The following is a 25,215-nucleotide window of genomic DNA, read 5'->3' on the forward strand; positions in this document are numbered from 1 at the left end:
TGCAGAGGATGAATAATCCTATTAACCTTGCAGTGGCGTATCCTGAACGGTGAGCCGCTCACGCTCCCGCAAGCGAAACGCTCGTGGCGTTTCACCAGTCATTTTCAGAAAGAAGCGCGAAAAATAAGCAGGGTCCGAAAAGCCAAGCCCGTAGGCTATATGCTGTACTGAGGATGGCATGGCTATCAAATCGCGCTTGGCCGTATCCACCAACTTGTTTGCGACCAATTCTTGTGTCGTCCCTCCAGTCAGCTGCTTTACCGTCCGGTTGAGATGGGTCGGGGTGACACCCAGCAATTTCGCATAAAATGAAACGGGTTTGTGTTCTCGATAATATCGGTCGATCAATTCCAGCAACCGTTCAATGCGAGCGTGCCGGTATGCAGGTATCTCTTGCGGCTTTGCGGAACTTGAAGACTGCGCGTGTCTTAGAATATAAACAAAAACAACTTGAATAAAGGATTCCAGTATTCTGTTTTTAAATGGCTTTCTTGCCTGGAACTCATCATGCATTAGCCGCAAAAGAGAGGCGAGTAACACAAGATTTTCTTCGTCTGCTCCTGTCATTGTTAGAAGCTGTGGCCGCATCAGCCACTCCGCCAATACTCCCCCCATACCTTCTCCGACAAACGGCATATGAGGACTCAATATCGTCACGATATGGCCGACTATATCTTTCGAAAATGCAAACCCATGATTGAAACCGGGCGGTACCAAGATTGCACATGGCGTCTGAAAGGGACGGATAACGCCATCAAAATTTGCCTGACCCGAACCGCTTTCAATATACAAGAGCTGGAAGAAACTCTCGTGTCGATGCAGTGCAATCTCGAAATTGTGCAAACTCGATCGAGAGAAAAGCGTTTCGCAGTGAAGCCAGAAATCCGGCTTCTGCTCCTTGTCTTCTCCATAAAGCTCGTATGTTGGAACAAAATTGTCCGCCACCTGCCCTCCAATCATGTTTGATTTGTACAATAAATTGCTGGAATTATCCATTGTCACCCTGAAGGTTCGCCTAAGAATAAAAGAAGACTGCATTGGGAGGACTATATGCGAACTCAGGTCGCAATCATCGGATCGGGTCCTTCGGGCCTGCTCCTTGGGCAGCTTCTTACAAAAGCCGGGATAGACAATATCGTGCTGGACCGCGTCAGCGCAGATTATATTCTGGGCCGCGTGCGCGCCGGCGTGCTGGAAGAAGGCACCGTCAAACTTATGGATGAAGCTGGAGCATCGGCCCGCCTCCATGCCGAAGGGCTGCCGCATGATGGCTTCTCGCTCGCTTTTGACGGGCGTGATCATCGCGTCGATTTGCATCGGCTGACCGGCAAGCGCGTCACCGTCTATGGCCAGACCGAAATGACGCACGACCTCATGGAGGCGCGGCAGAACTCAAGCGCCACCAGCATTTACGAAGCGGGCAACGTAATACCGCACGATTTTGATACGGCATCGCCCTACGTCACCTTCGAGAAAGATGGCAAAACCCATCGTATCGATTGCGATTTCATCGCCGGATGTGATGGGTATCACGGCATAAGCCGCAAATCCGTTCCCGAAAACGCAATCGACACTTTTGAAAAGGTCTACCCTTTCGGGTGGCTCGGAATACTGGCCGATATTCCGCCCGTTGCGCATGAACTGATTTATGCGAACCACAAACGCGGCTTTGCACTTTGCTCCATGCGGTCACTCACGCGCAGCCGTTACTATATTCAATGTTCGCTGGACGAAACAATCGAAAGCTGGAGCGACCAGCGTTTTTATGATGAACTGCGCAGACGTCTTCCTGCACATCATGCCGAAGCCATGGTAACTGGACCCTCTTTCGAGAAATCCATTGCGCCGCTACGCTCCTTCGTGACCGAGCCGATGCGCTTTGGACGGCTGTTCCTTGTTGGCGATGCCGCCCATATTGTTCCGCCGACAGGCGCTAAAGGACTGAACCTCGCCGCCAGCGATGTGCACTATCTTTACGAGGGGCTAAGGGAGTTTTACCTCGACAGGTCGGAGGCCGGTATTAATGCCTATTCCGGCAATGCCCTCGCCCGCGTCTGGAAGGCCGAGCGCTTTTCGTGGTCGATGACAAAGCTGTTGCACCGCTTTCCGGACATGGCGCCGTTCGATCAAAAAATACAGGAAGCGGAGCTTGTTTACTTCTGCACTTCCGACGCTGCTTCCACCGCACTTGCTGAAAACTATGTCGGTTTACCGTTCTGAATGCCCACGATTGATATGACAAGTTCCTATCCGAACTTGTCATATCTGGCGCTGTGAACCACCGCACAGGATTGGCTGGCCGCGTTGGTTTCTAAGGCTTCAAGCCAGCCGCTTCACGCAATGTCTGGATCAGTATCTGCATCGCAGCGGTCTGCACCATGTCGGTTCGCATTGTGAGACCTACCGGTCCTGTTGTCTCACTTGTATCGATGGGCAACACAACAAGCTTCCCCTCCGCGACATCCCTGGCCGCGACGCCCTCCGAAATAATCCACACCGCGTCGCTGTCGCGGACAAATGCGCGTCCGAAGGCATCGGATACGGTTTCTATCTGAACCGGGATGGTTCCGATTCCATTGGCAATCAGCAGCCGGTCGACAAAGGGACGAATGATCGAATGGCGTGTCGGCATCAAAACCGGATAGTCCGCCAGCTTTTCGAAGACCGCGTGTTCAGTTGCCAAGGGGTGCCCTGCCCTTACCAGGAAGCGGACTTGCTCGGAGTAAAGATGTTCAAAGGAAAAGCCGGTCATCTTTTCCGGCGCAGCAAGCCGCCCAACGACCAGATCGAGATCGCCAACCCGCAACTGCTCCAGCAGCACAGCATTCTCACCCGTCACGATTTTGACCCGGCTGGACGTTCTCTCCGCAAGAAACAAGCTCATTGCTTTCGGCATGATACGCGTCGACACCGTTGGCAATGCGCCTATACGGATGGGCGGCCCGGAGCCATCCAGCTCCTGCGAGACAGAATCCAGCCCTTGCCGCAAGGCCGCCAGCGCTGTCCCGGCGTGACGAAGGAACACTTCACCGAACCGCGTCACCCTTATTCCGCGACCGTCGCGCTCCACGACCGGAACGCCCAGAATTTCCTCCAGTTCGCGCATCGTCTTGGTCACGGCGGGTTGGCTGATATTCAAGACCTCGGAAGCCTTGACCACGCTTTTCTGTCGCGCAACCTCAACGAACGTATGTAAATGGCGAAATTTTATACGGTTCCCAATCACCTATCTATAACCTTATAGTTATGCTTTTAGCCAAGAATATCATTTTACTTAACCAGTTGAAAGAATGACAGTACGACGCAAGAGGAGAAAGCCGTGCAATTCGCATCCGTAAACGACGTGGTCATCCACTACGACTTTCAGCGGGCGGCAGCCGAAAAGCCCGTTCTGGTATTCATCAACTCGCTCGGGACTGATTTCCGCATATGGGATGAAGTTGGTGTACGCCTGCGCAACGACGCATCAATTCTTGTCTATGACAAACGAGGACACGGTCTTTCGGACATCGGAAACACTCCTTACACAATCGAACAGCTTGCCGCCGATCTCACCGCGCTGCTCGACATGCTTTCGATAAGGCAAGCGATCATCTGCGGTCTTTCTGTCGGCGGTTTGATTGCGCAGGGTGTTTTTGCCGCGCGGCCCGAGCTGGTGACAGCGCTTGTTCTGTCCAACACAGCCCATAAGATCGGCACTGCCGATATGTGGGATGCGCGTATTGCTGCTATTCGGGAGAAGGGTCTCGCAAGCATTCTCGACGCGACAATGCCACGCTGGTTCACCTCTGCCTATCGTCGTCCCGACAATCCGTCCTATCGCGCTTATTGCAATATGTTCGTTCGGCAACCACTCGAAGGCTATGTCGCCACCTGCACCGCATTGCGTGACGCCGATTTAACTCAAGTAGCCAGGAATATCTCGGTGCCGACATTGTGTCTGGTCGGCGAGCAAGACGGCTCCACGCCGCCGCCTGTTGTGCGGGAACTGGCAGGCCTCATTCCTGAAGCAGATTTCGCAGAGATTGCTGCCAGCGGCCATATCCCCTGCGTTGAACAACCCGACGTCTATGTCTCGCTCTTGCGCAACTTTATTTCAAACAGATTCTAGCATGGAGAATAACCATGGCTGACAATGCCGTGCGGTCGGAACGTTACAAGATCGGCATGAATGTGCGCCGTTCGGTTCTGGGCGATACGCATGTTGATCGCGCTTCAAACAGCGCAACCGATCTTGATGCGCCGTTTCAAGAGCTTATAACGGAAGCCGCGTGGGGAACCGTCTGGTCGCGTCCGGGCTGGACCAAACGGGAGCGTTCGATTGTCACCATTGCGCTTCTGGCCGCACTCGGACAGGACGACGAGGTTGCCATGCATATACGCGCCACCAAGAATACAGGCGCGACGAGGGAGGACATCTGCGAAGCATTAATGCATGTCGCTATCTATGCGGGAGTTCCGGCATCGAACCACGCTTTCAAGATCGCCAAGCAGACTTATGCGCAGATGGATGCGGAGGAAGCCCAAAAATGAAAAACAGCCTGCCGGAGACAACTCCATTCTTTGCGCGCGATCTGTCGATGCATCCGCCGGCCTATACGCCGTGGTACAAGACTTCTGTGCTCCGTTCGCCTACCCGAGCCCTGCTTTCTCTTGAAGGCACCAAAAGTGAAATTACCGGCCCGGTATTCGGGCACAATATGTTGCATGAACTGGATAACGATCTCATCCTCAACTATGCGCGCCCCGGTGAGATGCCCATAGGCCCGCGCATTCTTGTGCACGGTCGTGTTCTGGACGAAAGCAACCGGCCCGTTCCGGGCGCGCTCCTGGAATTCTGGCAGGCCAATGCCGGCGGACGTTACCGTCATAAGAAAGAAACCTATCTTGCGGCCATCGATCCAAATTTCGGCGGTGTCGGCCGCACTATCACGGATGAAGACGGCTATTACTGGTTCAAGACCATAAAGCCCGGTCCATATCCCTGGCCGAACGGCGTGAACGACTGGCGCCCGGCTCACATTCATTTCTCGGTGTTCGGCCATGGCTTTGCGCAACGCCTCATCACACAAATGTACTTCGAAGGCGATCCATTGATCTGGATGTGCCCGATCGTCAAAACCATCCCGGACAGATCGGCCGTCGAACGGCTGGTCGCACCGCTCGATATGAACGCCAGTCTGCCGATGGATATGCTCGCTTATAAGTTCGATATCGTGTTGCGCGGCCGCCGTTCAACCCTCTTCGAAAATCGTCCGGAGGGCAATTAGTATGGCGCAACCTCTCACATATCTGAAAGAAACGGCGTCACAGACCGCCGGCCCTTATGTCCATATCGGTTTGACCCCGAACTTTGTCGGGATCAGCGGCGTCTTCGAGCAGGATCTTGGGTCCGGCCCCCTCTATGGTGAGGAGACCACGGGCGAACGCATCACCATCAAAGGCCGTGTCATTGACGGAATGGGCGCGCCGCTTCGCGATGCGCTTGTCGAAATATGGCAGGCTGACGCACGCGGCCTTTATAACAGCCCTTCTGAAACCGGCGGCAAGGCCGACGTGGGCTTTCGTGGTTGGGGCCGGTGCCCGAGCCATATGGACACAGGCGAGTTTACTTTCGAGACGATCAAGCCTGGTCGCGTTCCTTTCAAGGACGGTCGCCTCATGGCGCCGCACGTCGTCTTGTGGATCGTGGCCCGCGGCATTAATCTTGGCTTGCAGACACGAATGTACTTTTCCGACGAAGCCGATGCCAATACCGAGGATCCTATCCTTGCTCGCATTGAGCACCGCAGCCGGGTGCAAACCCTTATCGGTCAGCGCGAGAGTAGCGTCTATCATTTCGATATTCACTTACAGGGCGAGAAAGAAACCGTCTTTTTCGATATTTGACGCATGAGTATCTCGGTCTTCGAACATCCATTTCTGGCACAGCTCTTCGGCGATGACGAAGAGATATTGAGTCTGTTTACGGGGACAGCCGATATTTCGGAAATGTTACGTTACGAAGCCGCTTTGTCGGATGCTCAAGCCGATCTCGGCCTGATACCCACCGAGGCTAGACTTGCGATCGCGAAAACGATGGAGACGTTTGAACCCAACCTCCCGAATCTCGCAAAGGCAACGGCGCGCGATGGCGTGGTTATTCCTTCGCTCGTGAAAGAGCTAAAGTCGGCTGTCGGGAAAGATTATGGAGAATATGTCCATTTTGGCGCGACGAGCCAGGATGTCATCGATACGAGTCTCGTTTTGCGATTGAAACGCATAAGCTCAATTCTCCACGGACGAATTCAACAACTCGTACGGCGCTACGACTGGCTTGATGTGACGTTCGGAAAGAACGCGCTGACCGGCTATACACGTATGCAGCCTGCTCTTCCCATAACCGTATCGGACCGCATATCGAGCTGGAAACATCCTCTCTGCGCTTACAGCGCGAAGTTGGACGCCATCTCCTTTCCCGTGCAGTTCGGAGGCGCGGCAGGAACGCTTGAAAAATTCGGCGAGCAAGGGCCTGCCCTGCGTGCGCTGCTAGCACAAAAGCTGGAATTGCACGATAATCCGCAATGGCACAGCCAGCGCGCATTTATCGTCGAGTTCGGCAATTTGCTTTCGCTTCTCACGGGGACTCTGGGAAAATTCGGGCAGGATATCGCACTCATGGCCGAAACGGGCGAGGAACTCACCTTGACAGGAGGCGGCGGTTCGTCGGCTATGCCGCACAAGCAAAATCCGGTAGGCGCAGAGATACTGGTTAGCCTGGCTCGTTTCAACGCAGCCCAAATGGGAGGGCTTCATCAGGCAATGGTGCACGAACAGGAACGCTCAGGAGCGGCCTGGATGGTGGAATGGATGATCCTGCCACAGATCGTTGCGTCAACAGGCGGCGCTCTCAACATAGCATCAGCGCTAATCGACAAGGTCGTCCGGATCGGCACTGGACCTGCGGCAAATACATAACCATCCGAGTATCAATTATAAGAAATTTTTCATTTTACATGACCATTTAGATAGGCATGCTGAAATCAGGACATTCCCTGTTGCGATGAGACGGTCACGGGCAGGAATGGTGGGCGATAGGGAGGAGAACATGAAGAAAATCGCAATAACCGCGCTCGCGGTGTTTTCACTTGCAACGTCAGCAGCTTATGCGGACGTGGTGAAGGTCGGTGTCATCGGTCCATTTTCAGGCCCATTTGCCCTTCAGGGCAAAAACTTTAAAGCCGGTATCGACGCCTATATGGCCGAACATGGCAGCAAGATCGGCGATGACACTGTAGAGGTCGTTTATCGCGATGTGCCGCAAGCAGACCCTGCGCAGTCAAAGGCACTTGCGCAGGAACTGGTGGTCAAGGAAGGCGTGCAATACCTCGCCGGTTTTTACTTCACTCCTGACGCCATGGCGGTTACGCCGATCCTCAAGCAAGGCAATGTGCCCATGGTGGTCATGAATGCCGCCACATCTTCCATCGTCACCAAGAGTCCCTATGTGGTGCGCACATCGTTCACAACCTGGCAGACTTCGACCCCGATTGCAAAAGTCGCACTGGACAAAGGCGTCAAAAAGGTCATCTCGGTCGTAAGCGACTATGGGCCGGGTGTGGATGCCGAAAATGCTTTCAAGGCGGCTTTCACAGAAGCTGGGGGCGAAGTGGTCGAAGCAATTCGCATGCCGCTTGCCACGAACGATTTCAGCCCGATCATGCAACGCATCAAGGATTCCGGCGCACAAGGTGTCTTCGCTTTCCTGCCGTCGGGACCAACCACACTCGGTTTCATGAAATCCTATGTCGATAACGGCTTGAAGAGCTCCGGCATCCACCTTTTCGCTCCGGGCGATCTGACCCAGGAATCCGATCTTCCCGCACTCGGAGAAAATGCTCTCGGTGTTCTAACGACTTTCCACTACGCGGTTTCCCATGACTCGCCGGAGAACAAGAAGTTTGTCGAGGAAGCCCGAAAAGCCATCGGCAATCCTGTCGAATTATCTTTTCCTTCGGTTGGCGCCTATGACGGCATGCATGTCATATATAAGATGATCGAAGCGACCGGCGGCAAAAAAGATGCTGAAAAGGCGGTTGATGCCGTGAAAGGTATGGAATGGATCAGCCCCCGCGGCCCGGTATCCATTGATCCCGAAAGCCGTCACATGACGCAGAATATTTATTTGCGCGAAGTAGCCAAGGCTGAGGATGGCACCTACTACAACAAGGAAATCCAAACCTTCGAGAAGCAGGGAGACCCCGGGCTTAAAGGTCAATAAACCAGCGGCTAATACTGCCCTATTACCCGGAGAGACGTGAACGTCTTCACTCCCGGTTCGCAACTGTTTGTTTTACCGCGTATCCCGAAAAGCAGCTTCCGCACTTCGGGATACGTTCCAGCAGGATCATTCAATGCAGACAGTGTTCAGCATTGCTGTCGATGCCCTTGCCTACGGCATGGTGCTTTTCGTTATTTCCATCGGCCTCTCGGTCACCATGGGTTTGATGCGCGTCGTCAATCTGGCTCATGGCGCATTTGCGATGATCGGCGGCTATTTCGCATCCTATGCTGCCCAGCAGCTTGGCCTCAATTACGGTTTTGCGATTATTCTTGCCGTCGCCAGCACAATGGTGATCGCAGTGCCAGTGGAAAGGCTGCTCTATCGGCGCATTTATGGAGCGCCCGAACTGACACAGGTGTTGATGACGATCGGCATCACTTTCTGCATCATAGGTCTCACCAATTACATATTCGGACCGACTTTGAAAACGATCCCCTTGCCCGAAGTGCTACGCGGGTCGGTCGATCTCGGATTTCGCGCTATTGCGAAACACCGTGTCTTTGCAATCGGCTGCGGTTTGGCAGTCGCCCTTGGCCTCTGGTACATCATGGAACGCACTGCTTTCGGCGTGAAACTGCGCGCCGCAGTCGACAATGCCAATATGGCGGCGGCTCTCGGTGTGCGAACTGAAATCGTTTATGCAATCAGCTTTGCGCTTGCTATCGGGCTTGCAGCCTTCGGTGGGGTCGTTGGTGCGGAACTTCTGCCCGTCGAGCCCTATTACGCACTCCGCTACATGGTGACCTTTCTGGTGGTTGTCTCCGTTGGCGGTGCGGGCTCCATACCCGGTGCTCTGATCGCCTGCCTCCTGCTCGGCGCAATCGATACGACCGGTCGTTATCTTGCACCTGAATATGGAGAGTTCTTCTTTTATTTGGCGGTGATCGTCATTGTGACCCTGTTCCCGCGCGGTCTCGCAGGAAGGCTAGCCAGAAAATGACCGATATGACGCAAAGCCTCCACCAACGCCGTCATTCCCCTGCGGGATTCCTCGGCATCATAGCGATCATCCTGGCCAGCATCATCGGCTGGTTTCTGTTTCCCGATAATCTGGCACTGCTGACACGCATCATAGCAATTGCCTTGCTCGTCTTGTCGCTTGACCTGGTAACGGGGTACTGTGGCATTGCAACGCTTGGTCATGCTGCACTTTTCGGCGCTGGCGCATATGGTGCCGGTATCGCTGCTGCTCATTTCGGAATTACCGACCCAATCCTGATGACACTCATCGGCCTGATCGCGGGCGCGATCACCGGACTTGTTTCCGGAGCGGTCATTTTGCGTGCCCACGGTCTCGCTCAACTCGTTCTATCGATTGCCGTGATCCATCTTTTTCACGAAGCAGCCAATAAGGCATCAAGCTGGACCGGCGGCAGCGACGGGCTAAGCGGCATTTCGCCCGATCCGATCCTCGGCATATTCGAGTTCGATCTCTACGGACACACCGTCTACATTTATGCCGTGTTCCTGCTGCTCGCTTCCTTCGTCTTCCTGCGCTTTGTCGTGCGCTCGCCCTTCGGCATGCTTTGCCGGGGCGTAAAAGAAGATCCGGTCCGTATTCACGCAATGGGAGCTTCGGTTCAGTCAGCGCAGCTTCGCATGTATGTTATCTCCGGTGCCATTGCCGGCATTGGCGGAGCGCTGAACGCCATTTCAACGCAGGTCGTCGGGCTCGACAGTCTTAGCTTCACCCTGTCGGCTGAAGCTTTGGTGATGCTGGTTCTTGGCGGTACGGGATCGTTGTTCGGCGGGCTGATCGGCACGATAGTCTTCATGTGGTTTGAGGATCTGGTTTCGGCCGCAAATCCCTTCCACTGGCTTACAATGGTTGGCGCCCTGCTGATTGCTGTCGTGCTGTTTGCGCCGCGCGGTCTCTATGGAACCGTGGCCTATTACTTTGAAAAGAAGGCGCATCGCTAATGAGCACCGTGTTTGAAGTAACGAATCTGCGCAAGAATTTCGGCGGACTGGCAGTCACGAACGATGTTTCGCTCAGCATGGCAAAAGGCGAACGCGTCGCGCTTATTGGTCCAAATGGCGCGGGCAAGACCACTTTCATTAATCTTGTTACAGGCAATCTCGCGCCAACCTCCGGCACGGTGGCGTTAGGCGGGGAGAATGTCTCCAGGCTCAATGCAATGCAACGTGTCCGGCGTGGGCTGGTGCGCTCATTTCAGGTTACCCGCCTCTTCTTCGACATGACGCCTGAAGAACACGTCGCGCTTGCTGTTCTGCAACGCGAAGGCAAGACGACATGCATTCTCGGCAACTATCGCAAAATGCCCGACATCATGGATGAGGTGCGCCACATTCTGGATACGCTCGGTCTTCTGTCTCTCAGTCAATTGCGGGTGAACGAGATCGCATATGGTCAGCAGCGTCTTCTGGAAATTGCCCTTGCCTTGGCTCTTCGACCCAAAGTGCTGTTGCTCGACGAACCCGCCGCCGGCGTCCCGCAAAGCGACACGGGACGCATTGAGGAAGCGCTTGCCGGACTACCTGCCGATTTGGCGGTCCTCATGATCGAGCACGATATGGATCTCGTTTTCCGCTTTGCAAAGCGGGTTGTTGTCCTGGCTGCAGGAACGGTGATTTTTGACGGACTGCCGGCAGATGTTGTGCAGGACGCCCGTGTCCGGGAAGCCTATCTCGGGAGCTATGCGCAATGAGTGCAGCCTCGCTTGAAATTCGCAATCTTTCTTCCGGCTACGGCCCTACGCGCGTCATCGAGGACGTGTCACTCAAAGCCACATCGGGATCGCGGCTTGCTATTCTGGGCCGCAACGGTGTCGGCAAGACCACCCTCTTTGCTACCATAGCAGGACAAACACGCCGTTATGGCGGCGAAATTCTGCTGGACGGGAAGAATATCTCCACGCTTCCTTCAGCGGCTCGCGCAATTGCCGGTCTCGGCTATGTGCCGCAAACCCGCGATGTCTTTCCCACCCTCACCGTTGAAGAAAACCTCTTCGTTGGCCTTAAAGACCGGCCAAAAGATGCGATCGAAGAGGCCTATGCAATGTTTCCGCGTCTGAAGGAACGACGACGCAATCTTGGCTCACAGCTTTCCGGTGGGGAACAGCAGATGCTATCGACGGCGCGCAGCATTCTCGGTCAGCCGACGGTACTGTTGCTTGACGAACCGCTGGAAGGGCTTGCTCCTGTCATTTGCGAAGAACTGATGGCTGCATTCTCTGCATTGGCGCAGAAAGGCGACATGACGATACTGCTCATCGAACAGCGCATCCAGAGCGCGCTCGATTTTGCCGATCATGTCATCATACTGGAACGTGGGCGCATCGCATGGTCCGGCACGTCGATAGAACTTGCAGAAAACCAGCAGACTGTTGAAGAACTGCTGGGTGTTGGAGGTTTGCACTGATCAGTTGCCGACGAACTCGAATTTGTCGACGTCCACCAAGCCACGATCGGTGATCTTCAGATGCGGGATCACCGGTAAAGCGATGAAAGCGAGTTGCAAGAACGGTTCTTCCAGAACAGAGCCCAGTTCTTCAGCGGCGTGACGCAGAATGCGAAGCTGGTCGCGAACAGTTTCGTATGGCTCCGTACTCATCAATCCGGCAATCGGCAAAGGCATTTCAGCCAAGACCTTGCCGTCACGCACGACGACAAAACCACCTTCGATTTCGCCCAATCGGTTCGCGGCTGCAGCAATATCTTCATCAGATGTGCCGACCACACAGATATTATGGCTGTCGTGACTGACCGTTGATGCGATTGCACCTGATTTCAAGCCAAAGCCGTGCACAAAGCCGGTCGCGATATTTCCATTTTTGCCATGACGTTCGACAACGGCGATCTTGACTACATCTTTTTCGAAATCCGGCTCGACACCATTGGGACCGACCTTAAGGTCGAATTCGAGGCTTTTCGTTATGATCTTGCCCGGCACGATACCGATCGCGCGTGTCTTGCCGCTATTGGAATGCGAGCGGAAACTCGATGCGCTGACTTTGGGCGCTTTGACGCTGTTGCGCCCCACAGGTGCAACGGCCTTGCGCGCAACAAACAAATCTTCCGAAACCACCCTGCCCGCAGACAATACGAATTCAGCGCGGCACCCTTCCAGACTGTCCACCACAACCAGATCGGCCCGCTGGCCCGGAGCAACCAGGCCACGGTCAAAAAGGCCGAAGGCGCGCGCCGCGGAAACGCTTGCAGCCCGATAAATAGCAATCGGCGCGACGCCGCCCGCTATAGCCGTGCGGATGAGGTAATCAAGATGCCCCTGATCGGCTATATCGAGCGGATTACGGTCATCCGTGCAAAGTGCCAGAAACTGCGCATGGCGCTCGGTAATGATTGGCATAAGTGCTTTGAGATCCTTGGAAACGGACCCTTCGCGCACCAAAACATGCATGCCCTTGCGCATCTTTTCCAGCGCTTCTTCCGCACTTGTGGCCTCATGTTCGGTGCGTATGCCTGCGGAAATATAACCATTCAGATCAAAGCCGCGCAAAAGCGGCGCATGGCCATCAATGTGCCGTCCTTGAAAAGCTTTCAGCTTCGCCATGCATTCGGGGTCTTTCGCCAGAACGCCTGGAAAGTTCATAAACTCCGCAAGTCCAATCACCTTGGGATGGTCGGCAAAAGGCAACAGATCATCAATGAGAAGCTCGGCGCCCGACGTTTCCATATGGGTTGCGGGCACACAGCTCGAAAGCTGCACGCGAATATCCATGATGGTTTCCATGGCGCTATCGAGGAAGAACTTGATACCTTCCGCGCCAAGCACATTGGCAATCTCGTGTGGATCGCAGATGGCAGTCGTCACACCTTGCGGCAGCACGCAGCGATCAAATTCATGCGGCGTTACATGCGAGGATTCTATATGAAGATGAGTATCGATAAATCCCGGCACGACGATCCGTCCGGAAATATCGATTTCCCGCTTACCCTGATAGTTGCCGAAGGTTCCAACGATCCGGTCGCCGCAGATGGCAATGTCGCTGTCGACAAGCTCGCCTGTTACTAGATCGAAGAAACGGCCGCCTTTCAGCACGATGTCGGCAGGTTCCCGTCCTGCGCCTTGATCGATCATCCGTTCCAGCATCGCGCTACCTCATATTTCTGGAATCAATTGTCGCAACCTACCATAACGCAAGATGCGGCGGTAAGGTCGCCCTTACGCCGCATCCATAATCCTTGCCGTCCGGGTTATCGGACGTATTCAATCATCCGCGCTCGGCTCAGGACCAGCTCAATGCGGTTGTCCTCAAGCCTATGCAGACAGACGCGCTTGGTCCATGGGCCATCGCGTAGCGTGAACAAGGCACGCCCTTGTCCCAGATATTCCAATGGCATGGCCCGGCGTGTCGGACCGATACCCATGATGAGGTGACCATCCTTGATATCGAAACTGGCACCATAGGATGGGGCCTGCCAGTGGCCGTCCAGTTCGCGTCCGAGCGGCTCCGTTGTGACCGGCTTCAATCGGCGCGGCACATAGCCGATTTCACCTTCCAATTCCGTACCCGTCCAGCGGAGCCGAACCGGTGAAGATGGTGACAGCGATGAGAACCAGCCATCGCCGATATCGTAAAGCGTGTCTTCGGAATCGAGCCAATTGGCTATGCCATTGCGCATTTCGAGCCAGAATGGCCCGCTCTCTGTCACATAAAGTCCGTCCGGGATGCTGCAATTCGTCTCTGGCAACGATAAGCCGTTGAGAGCGGCCATGCAGTCCCGCGCCATCTTGTAAGTATTGGCATCTTCGCGATTAGAAACAACGATCATTCCGGTCTTCGCTATGGGGTCGAGCAAGAAATAGCTCTTATAGCCCGGATGCGAACCGCCATGTCCAACGAAGCGCTTTCCGTCCACTTCGTTCCAGCGCAGCCCGAGGCCATAACCTGTTATCCGCCCATCCGAAAGACGACGTTCCGCTGACAGCTTATCGAGCAGGCCTTTGAACGCCCCCTCGCCGTTGACGAGAGCCTGCGCCCATTTCGTCAGCGCCATACCGCTGCCCGTCAAGCTGCCGGAAGCCGAAATATGCAGGCCAGCGGAACTGAGTTGCCACTTTTCTCCCGATTTCCAGTAACCGGGAACGAGACCGGCAACCGGATCATTCCAGACATCCGGCGCTTCCATGAAGATATCAAGCGGTTGCGCAATGTCCGACTTCACGAAATCGTTGAAGCGCAGTCCTTTTCTTTCGAGGGCGGCTTCCACCAGCCGGTAACCGGTATTGGAATAGGAAATCTCCGAACCTGCATCGAAATTGAGCCGCTTGAGGGAGGCCAGATATTCCAGAAGCTGATCGGCTTCTGTTTCGGTGTAAACCGACAGTCCCAGAAGCGTCAGGCATTCGCGTGTATCGGGAAGCCCCCCGGTCATGTCGAGTGCGCGACCGACGGTGACATCGGAAAGTGGACTTTGCAATTCCGGCAGATGATCGCCTAGCCGGTCGTCGAGGCCAATGACGTCTCCGTGTTTGAGGACCATCGCACAAAATGCATGTTTCGTCACTGATGCGTAGCGAACGACGGTGTTTGCCGTGAAAGGAACACCGGTAGAGAGGCTTTCAAGCCCGCTTGCATAGGCGAACTTTACCCCATCAGGGTCGAAGCCGATGATAACACCGCCCGGCTCATCCTTGGCCCAGCTTCGCGAAAAGACTTTCGCGGCAAGAGAAGCCGCGTTCCAGTCGGCATGCATTGACATGAAAACTCCGTCAGGCAGGTTCTTCCAGATTAACGCTCAAAGCGCGCAATTCTGTGGTATGCGGATGCGTCGTTTTCCCCGCGCGCAAATCATCAGCGCTAAGCTGTTCCACCATCTCGCCGTGTTGCATCACTCCGACCTTGGGGCAGAGATGCGCTATCACTGCGAGATTGTGGCTCACGAGCACGTAAGTAAGGTCCTTTTCCGCACGCAGGTCTGCAAGCAGATTGAGAATTTCAGCCTGCACTGAGACGTCAAGCGCAGATGTCGGCTCGTCCAGCAGAAGGACTTCCGGTTCGGCAATCAGGGCGCGAGCGATTGCCACGCGCTGGCGCTGGCCACCTGAAAGCTGGTGCGGAAAACGGAACCGTGCGGCTCTGGGCAATGCAACTTCGTCAAGGACCTTTTCGATCCGCTTATCGATATCGCCGATACCATGAACCAGGAGAAGTTCGCTCAGGATGCGGTCTATGGTCTGGCGCGGATGCAGCGATCCGAACGGATCCTGAAACACCATCTGCACCTGACGGAAGAAGGCAGGCGCCCGCTTCGAGGCAACTTCCTTGCCGTCGAACGCGATGCGTCCGCTCCATTGTTCGTTGAGCCCGGCCATGGCGCGCAGGATGGTAGACTTTCCCGATCCGCTTTCGCCAACAATACCGAAACTTCCGCCCTTCTCCACGCGAAAGGACACGCCCTTGACGACTTCGCGATCATTGAAGCTGATGCGGAGTTGATTAATATCTATCATGAGTTCAGCCAGCTTTCTTCACGATTGAGAACCGGCAACCGGTCACGAGGATGCATGAGCGACGGAATGCAATTGAGAAGGCCCTTCGTATAAGGATGCTCGGCGCGCACCAGTTCGGAGGCTTTCAATTCCTCCATGACCCGACCCATGTACATGACCATCACCCGGTCGCAGAAATGTGACACAAGCGGGAGATCGTGGCTGATGAGAAGAAGTCCCATTCCGCGTTTGGAAACCAGATCATCGATCAGACGAAGAATTTCCGCCTGCACAGTAGCATCGAGCGCGGAGGTCGGCTCATCGGCAATAAGCAGTTCGGGATCCGGCGCCAGCATCATGGCGATCATGACACGCTGCCCCATGCCGCCGGAAACCTCGTGCGGGTAGAGCTTTGCCACTTCGCGCGGATTGCGGATCATGACCTGATCAAGCAGATCAACCGCAGCCTCCATTGCCTGACGTTTGCTGCCACCTTTGTGGGTGCGCCACGCCTCAGCCACCTGCACCCCTATGGTCTTGACCGGATTAAGCGAATATTTGGGGTCCTGAAGGATGAAGCCAGCCCGCTTGCCGCGTATCTGCCGCATGCCGCGTTCGGTAGCCGACAGAATATCGATACCATCGAATGAAAGCTTGTCAGCCTTCACTTCGGCGATTGGCGGAAGGAGTTTCATGAGGGCGCGCGCGGTCAAAGACTTGCCCGAACCACTTTCGCCGACGATACCCAGTTTTTCACGACCAAGCTGGAGCGAAACCCCACGCACGGCATCGAAACGGCTCGTGCGGGTTTCAAAGCTGATTTGCAGATTTTTGATGTCAACCAGCATCTGTTCTCTCAATTCTGCTTCGGATCGAGCACGTCGCGCAGACCGTCGCCGAGGAAATTGAAGGCGAGCGATACAAGGAAGATCGCAATGCCGGGGATGGTCGCAACCCACCATTGTTCAAAAATAAAGCGCTTGGCAGTCGCTATCATCGCGCCCCATTCCGGCGATGGTGGCTGCGCGCCCATTCCGAGGAAACCAAGACTTGCGGCCGTGATGATGATCGAACTCATGTCGAGCGTGATGCGCACGATGACACTCGGTACGCAAAGCGGCATGATATGGCGCAGAATTATGCGGAAAGGCGACGCACCGGTCAGCTTGGCGGCTGCGATGAAATCGCTTTTACGCAGGGTCATGGTTTCCGCGCGCGCCAGACGCGCATAGGGCGGCCACGCGGTCAACGCGATTGCAAGCACAGCACTTTCGACGCCGGGCTTCAATGCCGCCACGAAGGCAAGCGCAAGGATCAATCGCGGGAAAGCAAGAAAAACATCCGTAACGCGCATCAGAGCCGTGTCGACAATGCCGCCGAAGTAACCGGCAATGCAACCGATGAACAGCCCGATCGGCGCGACAAGAATGACGACGGCGATAACCATTCCAAGGGTTACGCGGCCACCGTATAGAATGCGCGAAAGAATATCCCGCCCCAGTTCATCCGTCCCGAACCAATGCTCCGCGGTTGGAACAGACAGGCGGTTGCCGAGATCCTGCACGCTTGGATCATAAGGTGCCAGCAATGGTGCAGCCAGCGACAAGGCGACAAAGGCGATGATGATGAAAAGGCCAATCATTGCCAGCGGATTGGACCGAAGGTTTACCCAGATACGATAGCGCCTACCCCAGTTCGCTTGCGAGCGGGAGGCAGGCGATTCATCGAGCGCCCAGTTATGAAAATTGGCAAAAATCATCGCACACGTGGGTCCAGAACTTTATAGAGGATGTCAGCGAGCAGATTGAGCCCGACATAGATAACGCCGATCAACAGCGTAGCTCCCACGACCGGATTCATATCGGCATTCATCAATGACACGGTGAGATACTGTCCAAGGCCCGGCCAGCTGAAAACCGTTTCTGTGACCACGGCACCTTCAAGCAAACCTGCATAAGTAAGTGCCAGAACGGTCACAAGCTGCACTGCGACGGTCGGGAAAGCGTGTTTCCAGATTACGGATGTGAGCGACAGGCCTTTTGCGCGAGCCGTGATCACAAACTCGCCCTTGAGCGCGTCAAGCATGAAGGCACGGGTCATGCGTGTGATGTAGGCCATGCTGAAATAAGAAAGGATCACAACTGGCTGAATCATGTGACGGACAGCATCCCAGAATGCGTCCCAGTCGCCCTCAATAAGCGTGTCGATCGTGAGCAGGCCCGTTACATGCGGAATCATGCCCTCGTAGATGATATCCTGCCGTCCGGGTCCCGGAGCGATATCGAGCGTCGCATAGAAAACCAGAAGTGAAATCAGCGCCAACATGAAAACGGGTACCGAGTGCCCCGCAAGACAGATAACGCGGATCGTCTGATCAATGAAAGACCCCTGCCGCACAGCCGCCCATACGCCTAGTGGAATGCCGATGAGCGCAGCGACAATCAAGGCAGCCGTTGCCAATTCCAGCGTTGCGGGGAAATAGCGGGCGATATCCTGAGCCACCGGATTACGGGTCAGAATGGAATTGCCGAAATCGCCGTGCAGAACCTGCCCGATATAATGCACAAACTGCACTACAAGCGGCTGATCAAGCCCCATCTCCGTGCGCACGCGCTCGATAACGGCCTCAGGCGCGTTGTCGCCCACGGCGGCAATAACTGGATCGACCGGCATGACGCGGCCAATCATGAATGTGATAACCATAAGCCCGAACAGCGTGATCAACACGCTGCTCAGGATACCGGTCAGATTCTTGAAACTTTTCTTCACGCCTTGGCGATCCCCGCATAGGAATGGGAATCAGACAGAACGCCGAGACGCATTCCGGTAACGTCCTTGCGGCAAGCCGCCGTCTCGAACTTCTGCATCATGATGATGAACGGGCTGTTGTTCATAAATTCGCGCTGCAAATCTTCATACATCTTCACGCGCTTCGCCGGGTCCTGTTCATCACGCGCAGCGAGGGATTTTTTGGCGAAATCCTCATTCTGGAAGTGCGAGCGCCAGGCAAAAGGCTTGGTCTTCGCGTTATCGGAATTGTCCGGATTGTTGCAGAAGACGTCAACATTGGTATTTGGATCGAAATAGTCGGAACCCCATACAGTCAACGCCATCTGATGTTCACGAGCCCGCATCTTCGTCAGGACCTGACGATTTTCGGCAGCCAGCAACTCCACCTTGATGCCGATTTCCGCAAGGCTCGCCTGGATTGCCTGAGCAATATCAGGGCTCGGTTGCGCCGAATAATGATCCATCTTGATCGAAAAGCCATCCGGAACACCCGCTTCCGCAAGAAGAGCCTTTGCCTTGGCAATGTCCTTCTTGAACGGATTTTCATTCAAGGCTGCAGGGAACCCTTCTGGGACAAGCGTTTGGTGTACCTTGTAATTCAGCGGCACGATATTCTTTTGAATACCGTCATAGTCTACAGCCCACTTGATCGCTTCCCAAACCTTCGGCTTGGCAAGAACTTCCACGCTCTGGTTGAGCGACATCAACATCAAGCCGCCAACGCCCTTGCGCACCAGATTGTAGTTCTCATCACCGTCCAGAATGCGAAGTTGTTCGGTGGTGAGATTGCGAGCAATATCGACGTCACCTTTCTGGAGCATCAGGAGCTGCGAGGACGGGTCCGCAACGTGACGCAGAAGGATGCGCTTCACATTGCCTTTGTAGGCGCCATGCGGATTAACGTTTAGAATGATGCTTTCGCTCGGCTTCCAGGAAACGAGAACCCATTCACCAGAACCAGCGCTATTCTTCTGAAGCCAACCGTTGCCGAGATCGTCTCCAGAGGCGTTCTCCAGCACGGTCTTCTTCTCCACAATGCTGGCAACGCTTGCCGACAGACAGTAGAGCAGGAATGGCAGCGACGTCGGCTGTTCGACTGTTAAGGTCAACGTCGACGGATCAGTCGCGACAATACTCTTCTCAACATTCTCGGGCGTGAAACCGAACTGGCCGATGATAAAAGCGGGCCCCTTGTTCATCTTGATCGCACGTTGCAGCGAGAATGCAGCATCTTCCGCGGTTATCTGGGCGCCACTTGCAAACTTTGCGTTTGGATCAATCTTGAACGTAAAGACCTTGCCGTCGCTGTCTGCTTCCCAGGAAGCCGCGACGCCGCCTTCCACCTGATCCGGATTGGAGAGGCTTGGGTGCACCAGACGCTGATACATGTTGTTGCAGATTTCGCTACCGACAGCTTCAAAGCTCTCATGCGGATCAAGGCTGGTTATATTGTCGAGCTGCTGGGCCACAACCAGAATGTCCTGACGTCCCGCTCCGATAGCAGGCAAAATGCTCGCATAGGACAGGAAGGGAACGGCAGCCGCACCCGCCAGAAAACCGCGTCTTGAAATCATTGAGAGCTCCTCTTGCAGCGCCTTCCGAATATGCCCAAAAATTGAGATGCGATCATCGGCGCTTATATCCGGATATATTTTTCCACCTTTCCGCTATCACGTCAGCGGAGGCAGGGGCCAATGCAGAATTTTGCATTTCCTATGCAGACTTTGCATGAGCGCAACCTAAAAGAATGCTTTCGCTAAAAGGAATCGCCGCTCATGCAGCGCGGTCATATCAAGTGACCGAAATCGCATTTGCAATTCTTCGCGCTAGGGTCCATCACCCGTTTCTCAAATATTCGACTTGATTTGAAAAGGCTACTCCATGGCGACAGAACAGAAGATACCCGTTTTTGATGGTCACAACGACGTGCTGTTGCGGTTGTGGTCATCGGATGCTTCAGTGCCGGAGCAGCGCTTTCTTGATGGCGAAAATGTCGGACATATCGATCTGCCGCGCGCGCAGAAGGGTGGCTTGGGCGGTGGACTGTGCGCAGTATATGTGCCCTCGCCTTCGCGTGAACTCGACGCCAACGGCATCCTCGCGACGCCCAGCCAAACGGATGCGATGAAGGCGACGCTTGCCATGTCCGCAATCCTGCTGAAAATCGAGCGAGCATCTGAAGGCCGAGTTCGTGTCTGCCGCACGGCAGCAGATATTCGCGACGCGTTTGCGAAAGGCATTTTCGCTTCAGTCTATCATATCGAAGGCGTTGAAGCTTTCAGCGATGACCTCGATGCGCTTTATGTTCTGCATGAAGCTGGCCTTAGAACGCTCGGGCCGGTCTGGAGCCGCCCGAATATTTTTGCCCACGGCATTCCCTTCCGCTTTCCTGCCTCGCCGGATATTGGGCCGGGCCTGACCGATCATGGCAAAGCACTCATTCGCGCGTGTAATGAACTTAAAGTCATGATCGACCTTTCTCACATGAACGAGAAAGGGTTCTGGGACATTGCAGCGATCTCCGACGCGCCCCTCGTGGCATCGCATTCCAATGCGCACGCGCTTTGCCAGCAAAGCCGCAACCTGACGGACAGGCAACTGGACGCCATTCGCGATACGGGCGGCCTTGTCGGGCTCAACTTCGGCGTGTCGTTCCTGCGCGAAGACGGAAAGCGCGATCCCAATACCGATCTATCAGAGATCGTTCGTCACGCCGATTACATTGTCGATCGCATCGGGATCGACCACCTGGCGCTCGGTTCCGATTTTGACGGCACTACAATTTCGTCAACGTTACGCGACGTAGGCGATCTCCAGCTTGTCATAGAAGCATTCCGCAAGCACGGCTACGACGATGCTTCCATCGTCAAGCTCGCCCATGGCAACTGGATCAATGTCCTGGAGCGGACGTGGGGCGCTTGAGGCAATGCTGAATAGAAGCGATCTCACCCTTCAAGGGTGAGATCGAAGACGTGATGATGGATATGACCATCGAACATTTCGAGGAGGCTCTTTGTGGCCTCCCGGCTTTCATATCGCACCGGTGACGCGAGCGCCTCTGCCAAAGCCTCCCTGCTGTCATACATGGTCCAAAGCACCATCGGATAGGCCGGTGCGCCTTCGTCGCGTTCGACAGCGTAAAGAACGCGGACTTCCCTGATACCGGGAAAGCCCAGCCACATCGGCATAAGTGTATCAGCCACATAAGCTTTGAACGCATCCTCGCGCCCAGCATGAATAGTGCCTTCAAAAAAGGCCTGCCTGACAATCATGGGAATAACTCAGTTTACCTTGGTTGGCGGAACTTCGCCGGAAAAATGCGCTGCAAGATTAGCGAGTACGAGTTCGCCCATTCCAACACGGGTTTCGACCGTTGCGCTGCCCTGATGCGGCATAAGGACCGTGTTTGGTGCGTTCAGAAAATCCGCTCTGATCGTCGGCTCGTTGACGAAAACATCAAGACCGGCACCGGCAATGGTTCCGTTGTTCAAAGCAGCCAGAAGCGCGTCTTCATCAACGACACTGCCTCGCGCCACATTGATCAGATAGCCTTTGCTTCCAAGCGCCGCGAGAACATCCGCATTCACGATATTGGCCGTTGACGGGTTCGCGGCGACGCACACTGCGAGCACGTCGCTTTCGCGCGCAAGTTCTATCGGTGTTGCGTGAGCAACCCAGTTCGTGCCCGCAACGGGCGAGCGATTCCAGTAATGCACTTCCATGCCGAATGCTTCCGCCCGTCGTGCAAATGACTTTCCGATCTGGCCAAGCCCAAGAACGCCAACCCGCTTGCCCTTCGGACTAACTCCAAGGGGGAAGCCTTCCCGGCGAGCCCATTTTCCTTCCCGCACAAACTGGTCTCCGGTAACGACATGGCGCATCACCGCGAGCATAAGGGCAATACCAGTATCGGCAACATCATCGGTCAGAACGCCGGGTGTAGTGCTGACATGCACATTGCGGCTCCGGGCAAAGACGAGATCAACCTTGTCTGTCCCAACGCCATTGATGGCAATCAAACCAAGCGACGGCAGACGTTCTATCCACTCGTTGGAAAGCCCGGTTCCGCCGCCGGTAACAACGGCGCGGATATCACCGAGGGCTGCGTCTATCGCCGCCTTGTCTTCCGGCTTGTACAGCCGGAGAACCCTGTAGGCCGCATCCAATCGATCTTCGATCAACGGCATCATCGGCTCAACGAGCATGATTTCATTCGCCACTTCAAACTCCATTACTAAGCCACTGGAAACACTTCAGGAAATTTGGCCAATAAACGCCCTTGTGCGTTCATGTTTCGGATTGCCGAAGAACTCTTCCGGTTCCGACATTTCCAGAATCTGTCCCTGATCCATGAAGATCACGCGATCAGCCACTTGCCGGGCAAAACCCATTTCGTGGGTAACGCAAAGCATGGTCATGCCTTCCTTGGCGAGATCGATCATAGTGTCCAGAACTTCCTTGACCATTTCAGGATCAAGCGCCGAAGTGGGCTCATCGAAAAGCATGATCTTGGGGTTCATGCAAAGCGCACGGGCAATAGCCACACGCTGTTGCTGCCCGCCGGAGAGCTGCGCCGGATATTTGTCTGCCTGTTCAGGAATGCGGACGCGCTCAAGATATTTACGCGCGGTCTTTTCTGCTTCCGCTTTCGCAACGCCACGCACTTTCATCGGTGCCAACGTGCAATTCTCAAGAACGGTCATATGCGGAAAGAGATTGAACTGCTGGAAAACCATACCGGTTTCCTGCCGCACAATATCTACATTCTTGCCGCCGGCAGTCAGATCGTGGCCGTCAACAATGATCCGGCCCTCCTGAACAGTCTCCAGCTGGTTGATACAGCGGATGAGAGTGGACTTTCCCGAACCGGATGGGCCGCAAATAACAATACGTTCACCGCGGGATACAGTCAGATTGATATTTCGGAGCGCATGGTACGTGCCGTACCATTTATTCACCCCCTGCATAAGCACCGCAGAACCTGAAGCGTTTTGCTGTACCTCATTCGCCGGTCCCTGAGCCATCTGGTTCATGTCAAGAAACTCACTTTCGTGGACTGGATCGCCATGCCCATCGGCTGACAGGCATGGCGGAATTCGAGAGCTTACTTTGCCTGGGAAACAAAATCCGGCAGCGGCGCGCCGAGCCACTTCTCATGAATCTTGTTCAGTTCGCCGTCGCTCTTGGCCTTTTCGATGAACTTGTTGACGAATTCGAGCATTTCCGTCGAACCCTTGCGGACAGCGATGCCCTGAACCTGCTGGCTGAGCTGGATTTTCTGTTCGTAGCGTCCGGGAGCAGCTTTTTCGATCTCAGCCGCCACAACGTTGGAGAGCCCGATCAGCTCAACCTGCCCCGAAAGCAGCGCCTGCACTGCGCTGGCATCGTCATCGAAACGGCGGATGTTGGCGTCCTGCGGTGCCACCTTTGTGACTGCCGTGTCCTGCGTCGAAGCACGGGCGACGCCAATGGTCTTGCCGGAAAGATCTTCCGGCCTTGCAACCGCAATATCCTTCGGTCCGAATACGCCAATCGAAATGCCTGCATAGGGCTGAGAGAAGTCGACGCTCTTGGCACGCTCCTCAGTAATGCCCAGCGAGGCAACCAGAACATCGACCTGGCTACTCTGTAGATAAGGAATCCGGTTCGGACCGGTAACCGGAACGATCTGGGCTTCGACACCGAGCTCCTTCGCCAGCAGCTTTGCCACGTCAGCGTCATAGCCATCCGGTTCATTGCTGGTGTTCATGATGCCAAACGGCGGAAAATCGACCAGCATGCCGATCTTGATTTTCCCGGCGGACTTGATGCCGTCGACCGTCTGCGCAAATGCTACGGGTGCCAGCACTGTCGCGAGAGCTCCCGCACCAATGAAAGCCATAGCCAAACGTCTGGTGATATTCATGTTTATTCCTTCCCTATCAAGGGCCGGTCTCCTCACCGGCACCGTTTCTTATTTTCAGAGCATTTCCAGCCGCAGCCATAGCTCGGGTCGCAAACGCCGATTGCCTTCCCTCGAGCCCCCCTTACCGAGCGGTTGCGCGAGAAAACCTCGTTTCCATGCGGCGCGCCAAGATGGATAACGGCCAGCACAGGACAAAATAGACAGCAGCCACGGTGCCAAAAACCATGAACGGGCTGAATGTCGCGTTGTTGATGATCTGGCCTTGGCGCGTCAGTTCCGTAAAACCGATGATCGCAGCAAGGGAAGTGCCCTTGATGAGCTGCACCAGAAAGCCCACCGTCGGTGCAACCGATATGCGCGCAGCCTGCGGCAGGATCACATAACGCATACGATTATAGTAGCGCAGCCCTAACGCAGTCGCGGCTTCACGCTGTCCGGGTGGCACTGCATCAATACAGCCGCGCCAGATCTCGCCCAGAAATGCGCTCGCATGCAAAGTCAGCGCGATCGTCGCCGCGATCCAGGGATTGATGCCCAACCCGACAATATTGAGACCGAAAAACACCAGAAAAAGCTGCATCAGAAGAGGCGTTCCCTGAAACAACCTTATGAAGGCCAACGCAATGTAACGCGGGACACGGGCATCCGAGACACGCATCAGCGAGACAAGCAACCCTCCGACACCCCCACCCACAAAAGCTATGGCAGAAAGAGCAATGGTCCACTGCGCAGCATAAACGATAATGAGAAATTCATTCCAGCCAAAAGGTCTGATCATGG

General features: G+C 54.9%; 26 protein-coding genes. 12 read left to right on the forward strand and 14 right to left on the reverse strand.

Annotated features, from left to right (window positions below; genetic code table 11):
* Window positions 1-21: 21 nt before the first annotated feature.
* On the reverse strand, window positions 22-960 hold the full coding sequence (locus tag F9K78_RS02695; RefSeq protein ID WP_121985402.1) for a helix-turn-helix domain-containing protein: 939 nt from the start codon (window positions 958-960) through the stop codon (window positions 22-24).
* 90 nt (window positions 961-1,050) lie between these two features.
* On the opposite strand from F9K78_RS02695, the gene pobA reads away from it, so the two are divergent.
* Window positions 1,051-2,220, forward strand: coding sequence for a 4-hydroxybenzoate 3-monooxygenase (gene pobA / locus F9K78_RS02700; protein ID WP_121985367.1), 1,170 nt, complete (start codon window positions 1,051-1,053; stop codon window positions 2,218-2,220).
* 91 nt (window positions 2,221-2,311) lie between these two features.
* Here pobA and pcaQ read toward each other — a convergent pair whose 3' ends face one another.
* A complete protein-coding gene (pcaQ, locus tag F9K78_RS02705) occupies window positions 2,312-3,226 on the reverse strand; it encodes a pca operon transcription factor PcaQ (protein WP_121981461.1) in 915 nt (304 codons plus the stop codon).
* 93 nt (window positions 3,227-3,319) lie between these two features.
* Between pcaQ and pcaD the strand changes: the two genes are divergently transcribed.
* From pcaD to F9K78_RS02755, 10 genes are all read left to right on the forward strand, one after another.
* Window positions 3,320-4,111, forward strand: a complete 792-nt coding sequence (gene pcaD / locus F9K78_RS02710; RefSeq protein WP_121985366.1) for a 3-oxoadipate enol-lactonase — start codon at window positions 3,320-3,322, stop codon at window positions 4,109-4,111.
* A gap of 14 nt (window positions 4,112-4,125) precedes the next feature.
* Window positions 4,126-4,533 (forward strand): 4-carboxymuconolactone decarboxylase, encoded by a 408-nt coding sequence (pcaC, locus tag F9K78_RS02715; protein WP_121985365.1) that lies wholly within the window; start codon window positions 4,126-4,128, stop codon window positions 4,531-4,533.
* Window positions 4,530-5,270 (forward strand): protocatechuate 3,4-dioxygenase subunit beta, encoded by a 741-nt coding sequence (gene pcaH / locus F9K78_RS02720; RefSeq protein WP_121985364.1) that lies wholly within the window; start codon window positions 4,530-4,532, stop codon window positions 5,268-5,270. The genes pcaC and pcaH overlap by 4 nt, the downstream gene beginning before the upstream one ends.
* 1 nt (window position 5,271) lies before the next feature.
* Window positions 5,272-5,889 carry a protocatechuate 3,4-dioxygenase subunit alpha gene (pcaG, locus tag F9K78_RS02725; protein WP_121985363.1) on the forward strand — a complete coding sequence of 206 codons (618 nt, stop codon included), beginning with the start codon at window positions 5,272-5,274 and terminating at the stop codon, window positions 5,887-5,889.
* 3 nt (window positions 5,890-5,892) lie between these two features.
* Entirely contained in the window at window positions 5,893-6,957 is a 1,065-nt protein-coding gene (locus tag F9K78_RS02730) for a 3-carboxy-cis,cis-muconate cycloisomerase (RefSeq protein WP_121985362.1), read from the forward strand.
* A gap of 130 nt (window positions 6,958-7,087) precedes the next feature.
* Complete coding sequence (locus tag F9K78_RS02735; protein WP_121985361.1) at window positions 7,088-8,260, forward strand: ABC transporter substrate-binding protein; 1,173 nt, start codon at window positions 7,088-7,090, stop codon at window positions 8,258-8,260.
* A gap of 133 nt (window positions 8,261-8,393) precedes the next feature.
* The gene (locus F9K78_RS02740) at window positions 8,394-9,263 is read left to right on the forward strand and encodes a branched-chain amino acid ABC transporter permease (protein ID WP_121985360.1); all 870 of its coding nucleotides are present in this window, start codon (window positions 8,394-8,396) and stop codon (window positions 9,261-9,263) included.
* Window positions 9,260-10,243 (forward strand): branched-chain amino acid ABC transporter permease, encoded by a 984-nt coding sequence (locus F9K78_RS02745; RefSeq protein ID WP_121985359.1) that lies wholly within the window; start codon window positions 9,260-9,262, stop codon window positions 10,241-10,243. The genes F9K78_RS02740 and F9K78_RS02745 overlap by 4 nt, the downstream gene beginning before the upstream one ends.
* A complete protein-coding gene (locus F9K78_RS02750; RefSeq protein WP_121985358.1) occupies window positions 10,243-10,992 on the forward strand; it encodes an ABC transporter ATP-binding protein in 750 nt (249 codons plus the stop codon). Before F9K78_RS02745 ends, F9K78_RS02750 begins: the two co-directional genes overlap by 1 nt.
* Complete coding sequence (locus tag F9K78_RS02755) at window positions 10,989-11,705, forward strand: ABC transporter ATP-binding protein (protein WP_121985357.1); 717 nt, start codon at window positions 10,989-10,991, stop codon at window positions 11,703-11,705. The genes F9K78_RS02750 and F9K78_RS02755 overlap by 4 nt, the downstream gene beginning before the upstream one ends.
* On the opposite strand, the gene ade is transcribed toward F9K78_RS02755, so the two are convergent.
* From ade to F9K78_RS02790, 7 genes are all read right to left on the reverse strand, one after another.
* Complete coding sequence (gene ade / locus F9K78_RS02760; RefSeq protein ID WP_121985356.1) at window positions 11,706-13,397, reverse strand: adenine deaminase; 1,692 nt, start codon at window positions 13,395-13,397, stop codon at window positions 11,706-11,708. It lies immediately after the preceding gene.
* Between the two features lie 104 nt (window positions 13,398-13,501).
* Complete coding sequence (locus F9K78_RS02765) at window positions 13,502-15,010, reverse strand: serine hydrolase domain-containing protein (protein WP_121985355.1); 1,509 nt, start codon at window positions 15,008-15,010, stop codon at window positions 13,502-13,504.
* A 10-nt stretch (window positions 15,011-15,020) separates the two neighbouring features.
* A complete protein-coding gene (locus F9K78_RS02770; RefSeq protein WP_121985354.1) occupies window positions 15,021-15,761 on the reverse strand; it encodes an ABC transporter ATP-binding protein in 741 nt (246 codons plus the stop codon).
* Window positions 15,758-16,588 carry an ABC transporter ATP-binding protein gene (locus F9K78_RS02775; RefSeq protein WP_121985353.1) on the reverse strand — a complete coding sequence of 277 codons (831 nt, stop codon included), beginning with the start codon at window positions 16,586-16,588 and terminating at the stop codon, window positions 15,758-15,760. Before F9K78_RS02775 ends, F9K78_RS02770 begins: the two co-directional genes overlap by 4 nt.
* An 8-nt stretch (window positions 16,589-16,596) precedes the next feature.
* Window positions 16,597-17,499, reverse strand: coding sequence for a nickel transporter permease (gene nikC, locus F9K78_RS02780; RefSeq protein ID WP_121985352.1), 903 nt, complete (start codon window positions 17,497-17,499; stop codon window positions 16,597-16,599).
* On the reverse strand, window positions 17,496-18,509 hold the full coding sequence (locus F9K78_RS02785; protein ID WP_121985351.1) for an ABC transporter permease: 1,014 nt from the start codon (window positions 18,507-18,509) through the stop codon (window positions 17,496-17,498). Before F9K78_RS02785 ends, nikC begins: the two co-directional genes overlap by 4 nt.
* A complete protein-coding gene (locus tag F9K78_RS02790) occupies window positions 18,506-20,104 on the reverse strand; it encodes an ABC transporter substrate-binding protein (RefSeq protein WP_121985350.1) in 1,599 nt (532 codons plus the stop codon). Before F9K78_RS02790 ends, F9K78_RS02785 begins: the two co-directional genes overlap by 4 nt.
* Window positions 20,105-20,411: 307 nt before the next feature.
* On the opposite strand from F9K78_RS02790, the gene F9K78_RS02795 reads away from it, so the two are divergent.
* Window positions 20,412-21,452, forward strand: coding sequence for a dipeptidase (locus tag F9K78_RS02795; protein ID WP_121985349.1), 1,041 nt, complete (start codon window positions 20,412-20,414; stop codon window positions 21,450-21,452).
* 23 nt (window positions 21,453-21,475) lie between these two features.
* Here the strand turns inward: F9K78_RS02795 and F9K78_RS02800 are convergent, their stop codons facing one another.
* The 5 genes from F9K78_RS02800 to F9K78_RS02820 all read right to left on the reverse strand — a co-directional run bounded on the left by F9K78_RS02800 (window position 21,476) and on the right by F9K78_RS02820 (window position 25,213).
* A complete protein-coding gene (locus tag F9K78_RS02800) occupies window positions 21,476-21,802 on the reverse strand; it encodes a hypothetical protein (protein WP_121985348.1) in 327 nt (108 codons plus the stop codon).
* Window positions 21,803-21,811: 9 nt separating this feature from the next.
* On the reverse strand, window positions 21,812-22,762 hold the full coding sequence (locus F9K78_RS02805) for a 2-hydroxyacid dehydrogenase (protein ID WP_121985347.1): 951 nt from the start codon (window positions 22,760-22,762) through the stop codon (window positions 21,812-21,814).
* Window positions 22,763-22,783: 21 nt separating this feature from the next.
* Window positions 22,784-23,563, reverse strand: coding sequence for an amino acid ABC transporter ATP-binding protein (locus F9K78_RS02810; RefSeq protein ID WP_121985346.1), 780 nt, complete (start codon window positions 23,561-23,563; stop codon window positions 22,784-22,786).
* Between the two features lie 71 nt (window positions 23,564-23,634).
* Complete coding sequence (locus tag F9K78_RS02815; protein ID WP_121985345.1) at window positions 23,635-24,435, reverse strand: transporter substrate-binding domain-containing protein; 801 nt, start codon at window positions 24,433-24,435, stop codon at window positions 23,635-23,637.
* 121 nt (window positions 24,436-24,556) lie between these two features.
* Complete coding sequence (locus tag F9K78_RS02820; protein ID WP_121981438.1) at window positions 24,557-25,213, reverse strand: amino acid ABC transporter permease; 657 nt, start codon at window positions 25,211-25,213, stop codon at window positions 24,557-24,559.
* Window positions 25,214-25,215 lie beyond the last annotated feature (2 nt).

It is taken from the genome of Brucella pseudintermedia, from assembly GCF_008932435.1.
Taxonomy (GTDB): Bacteria; Pseudomonadota; Alphaproteobacteria; order Rhizobiales; family Rhizobiaceae; genus Brucella; species Brucella pseudintermedia.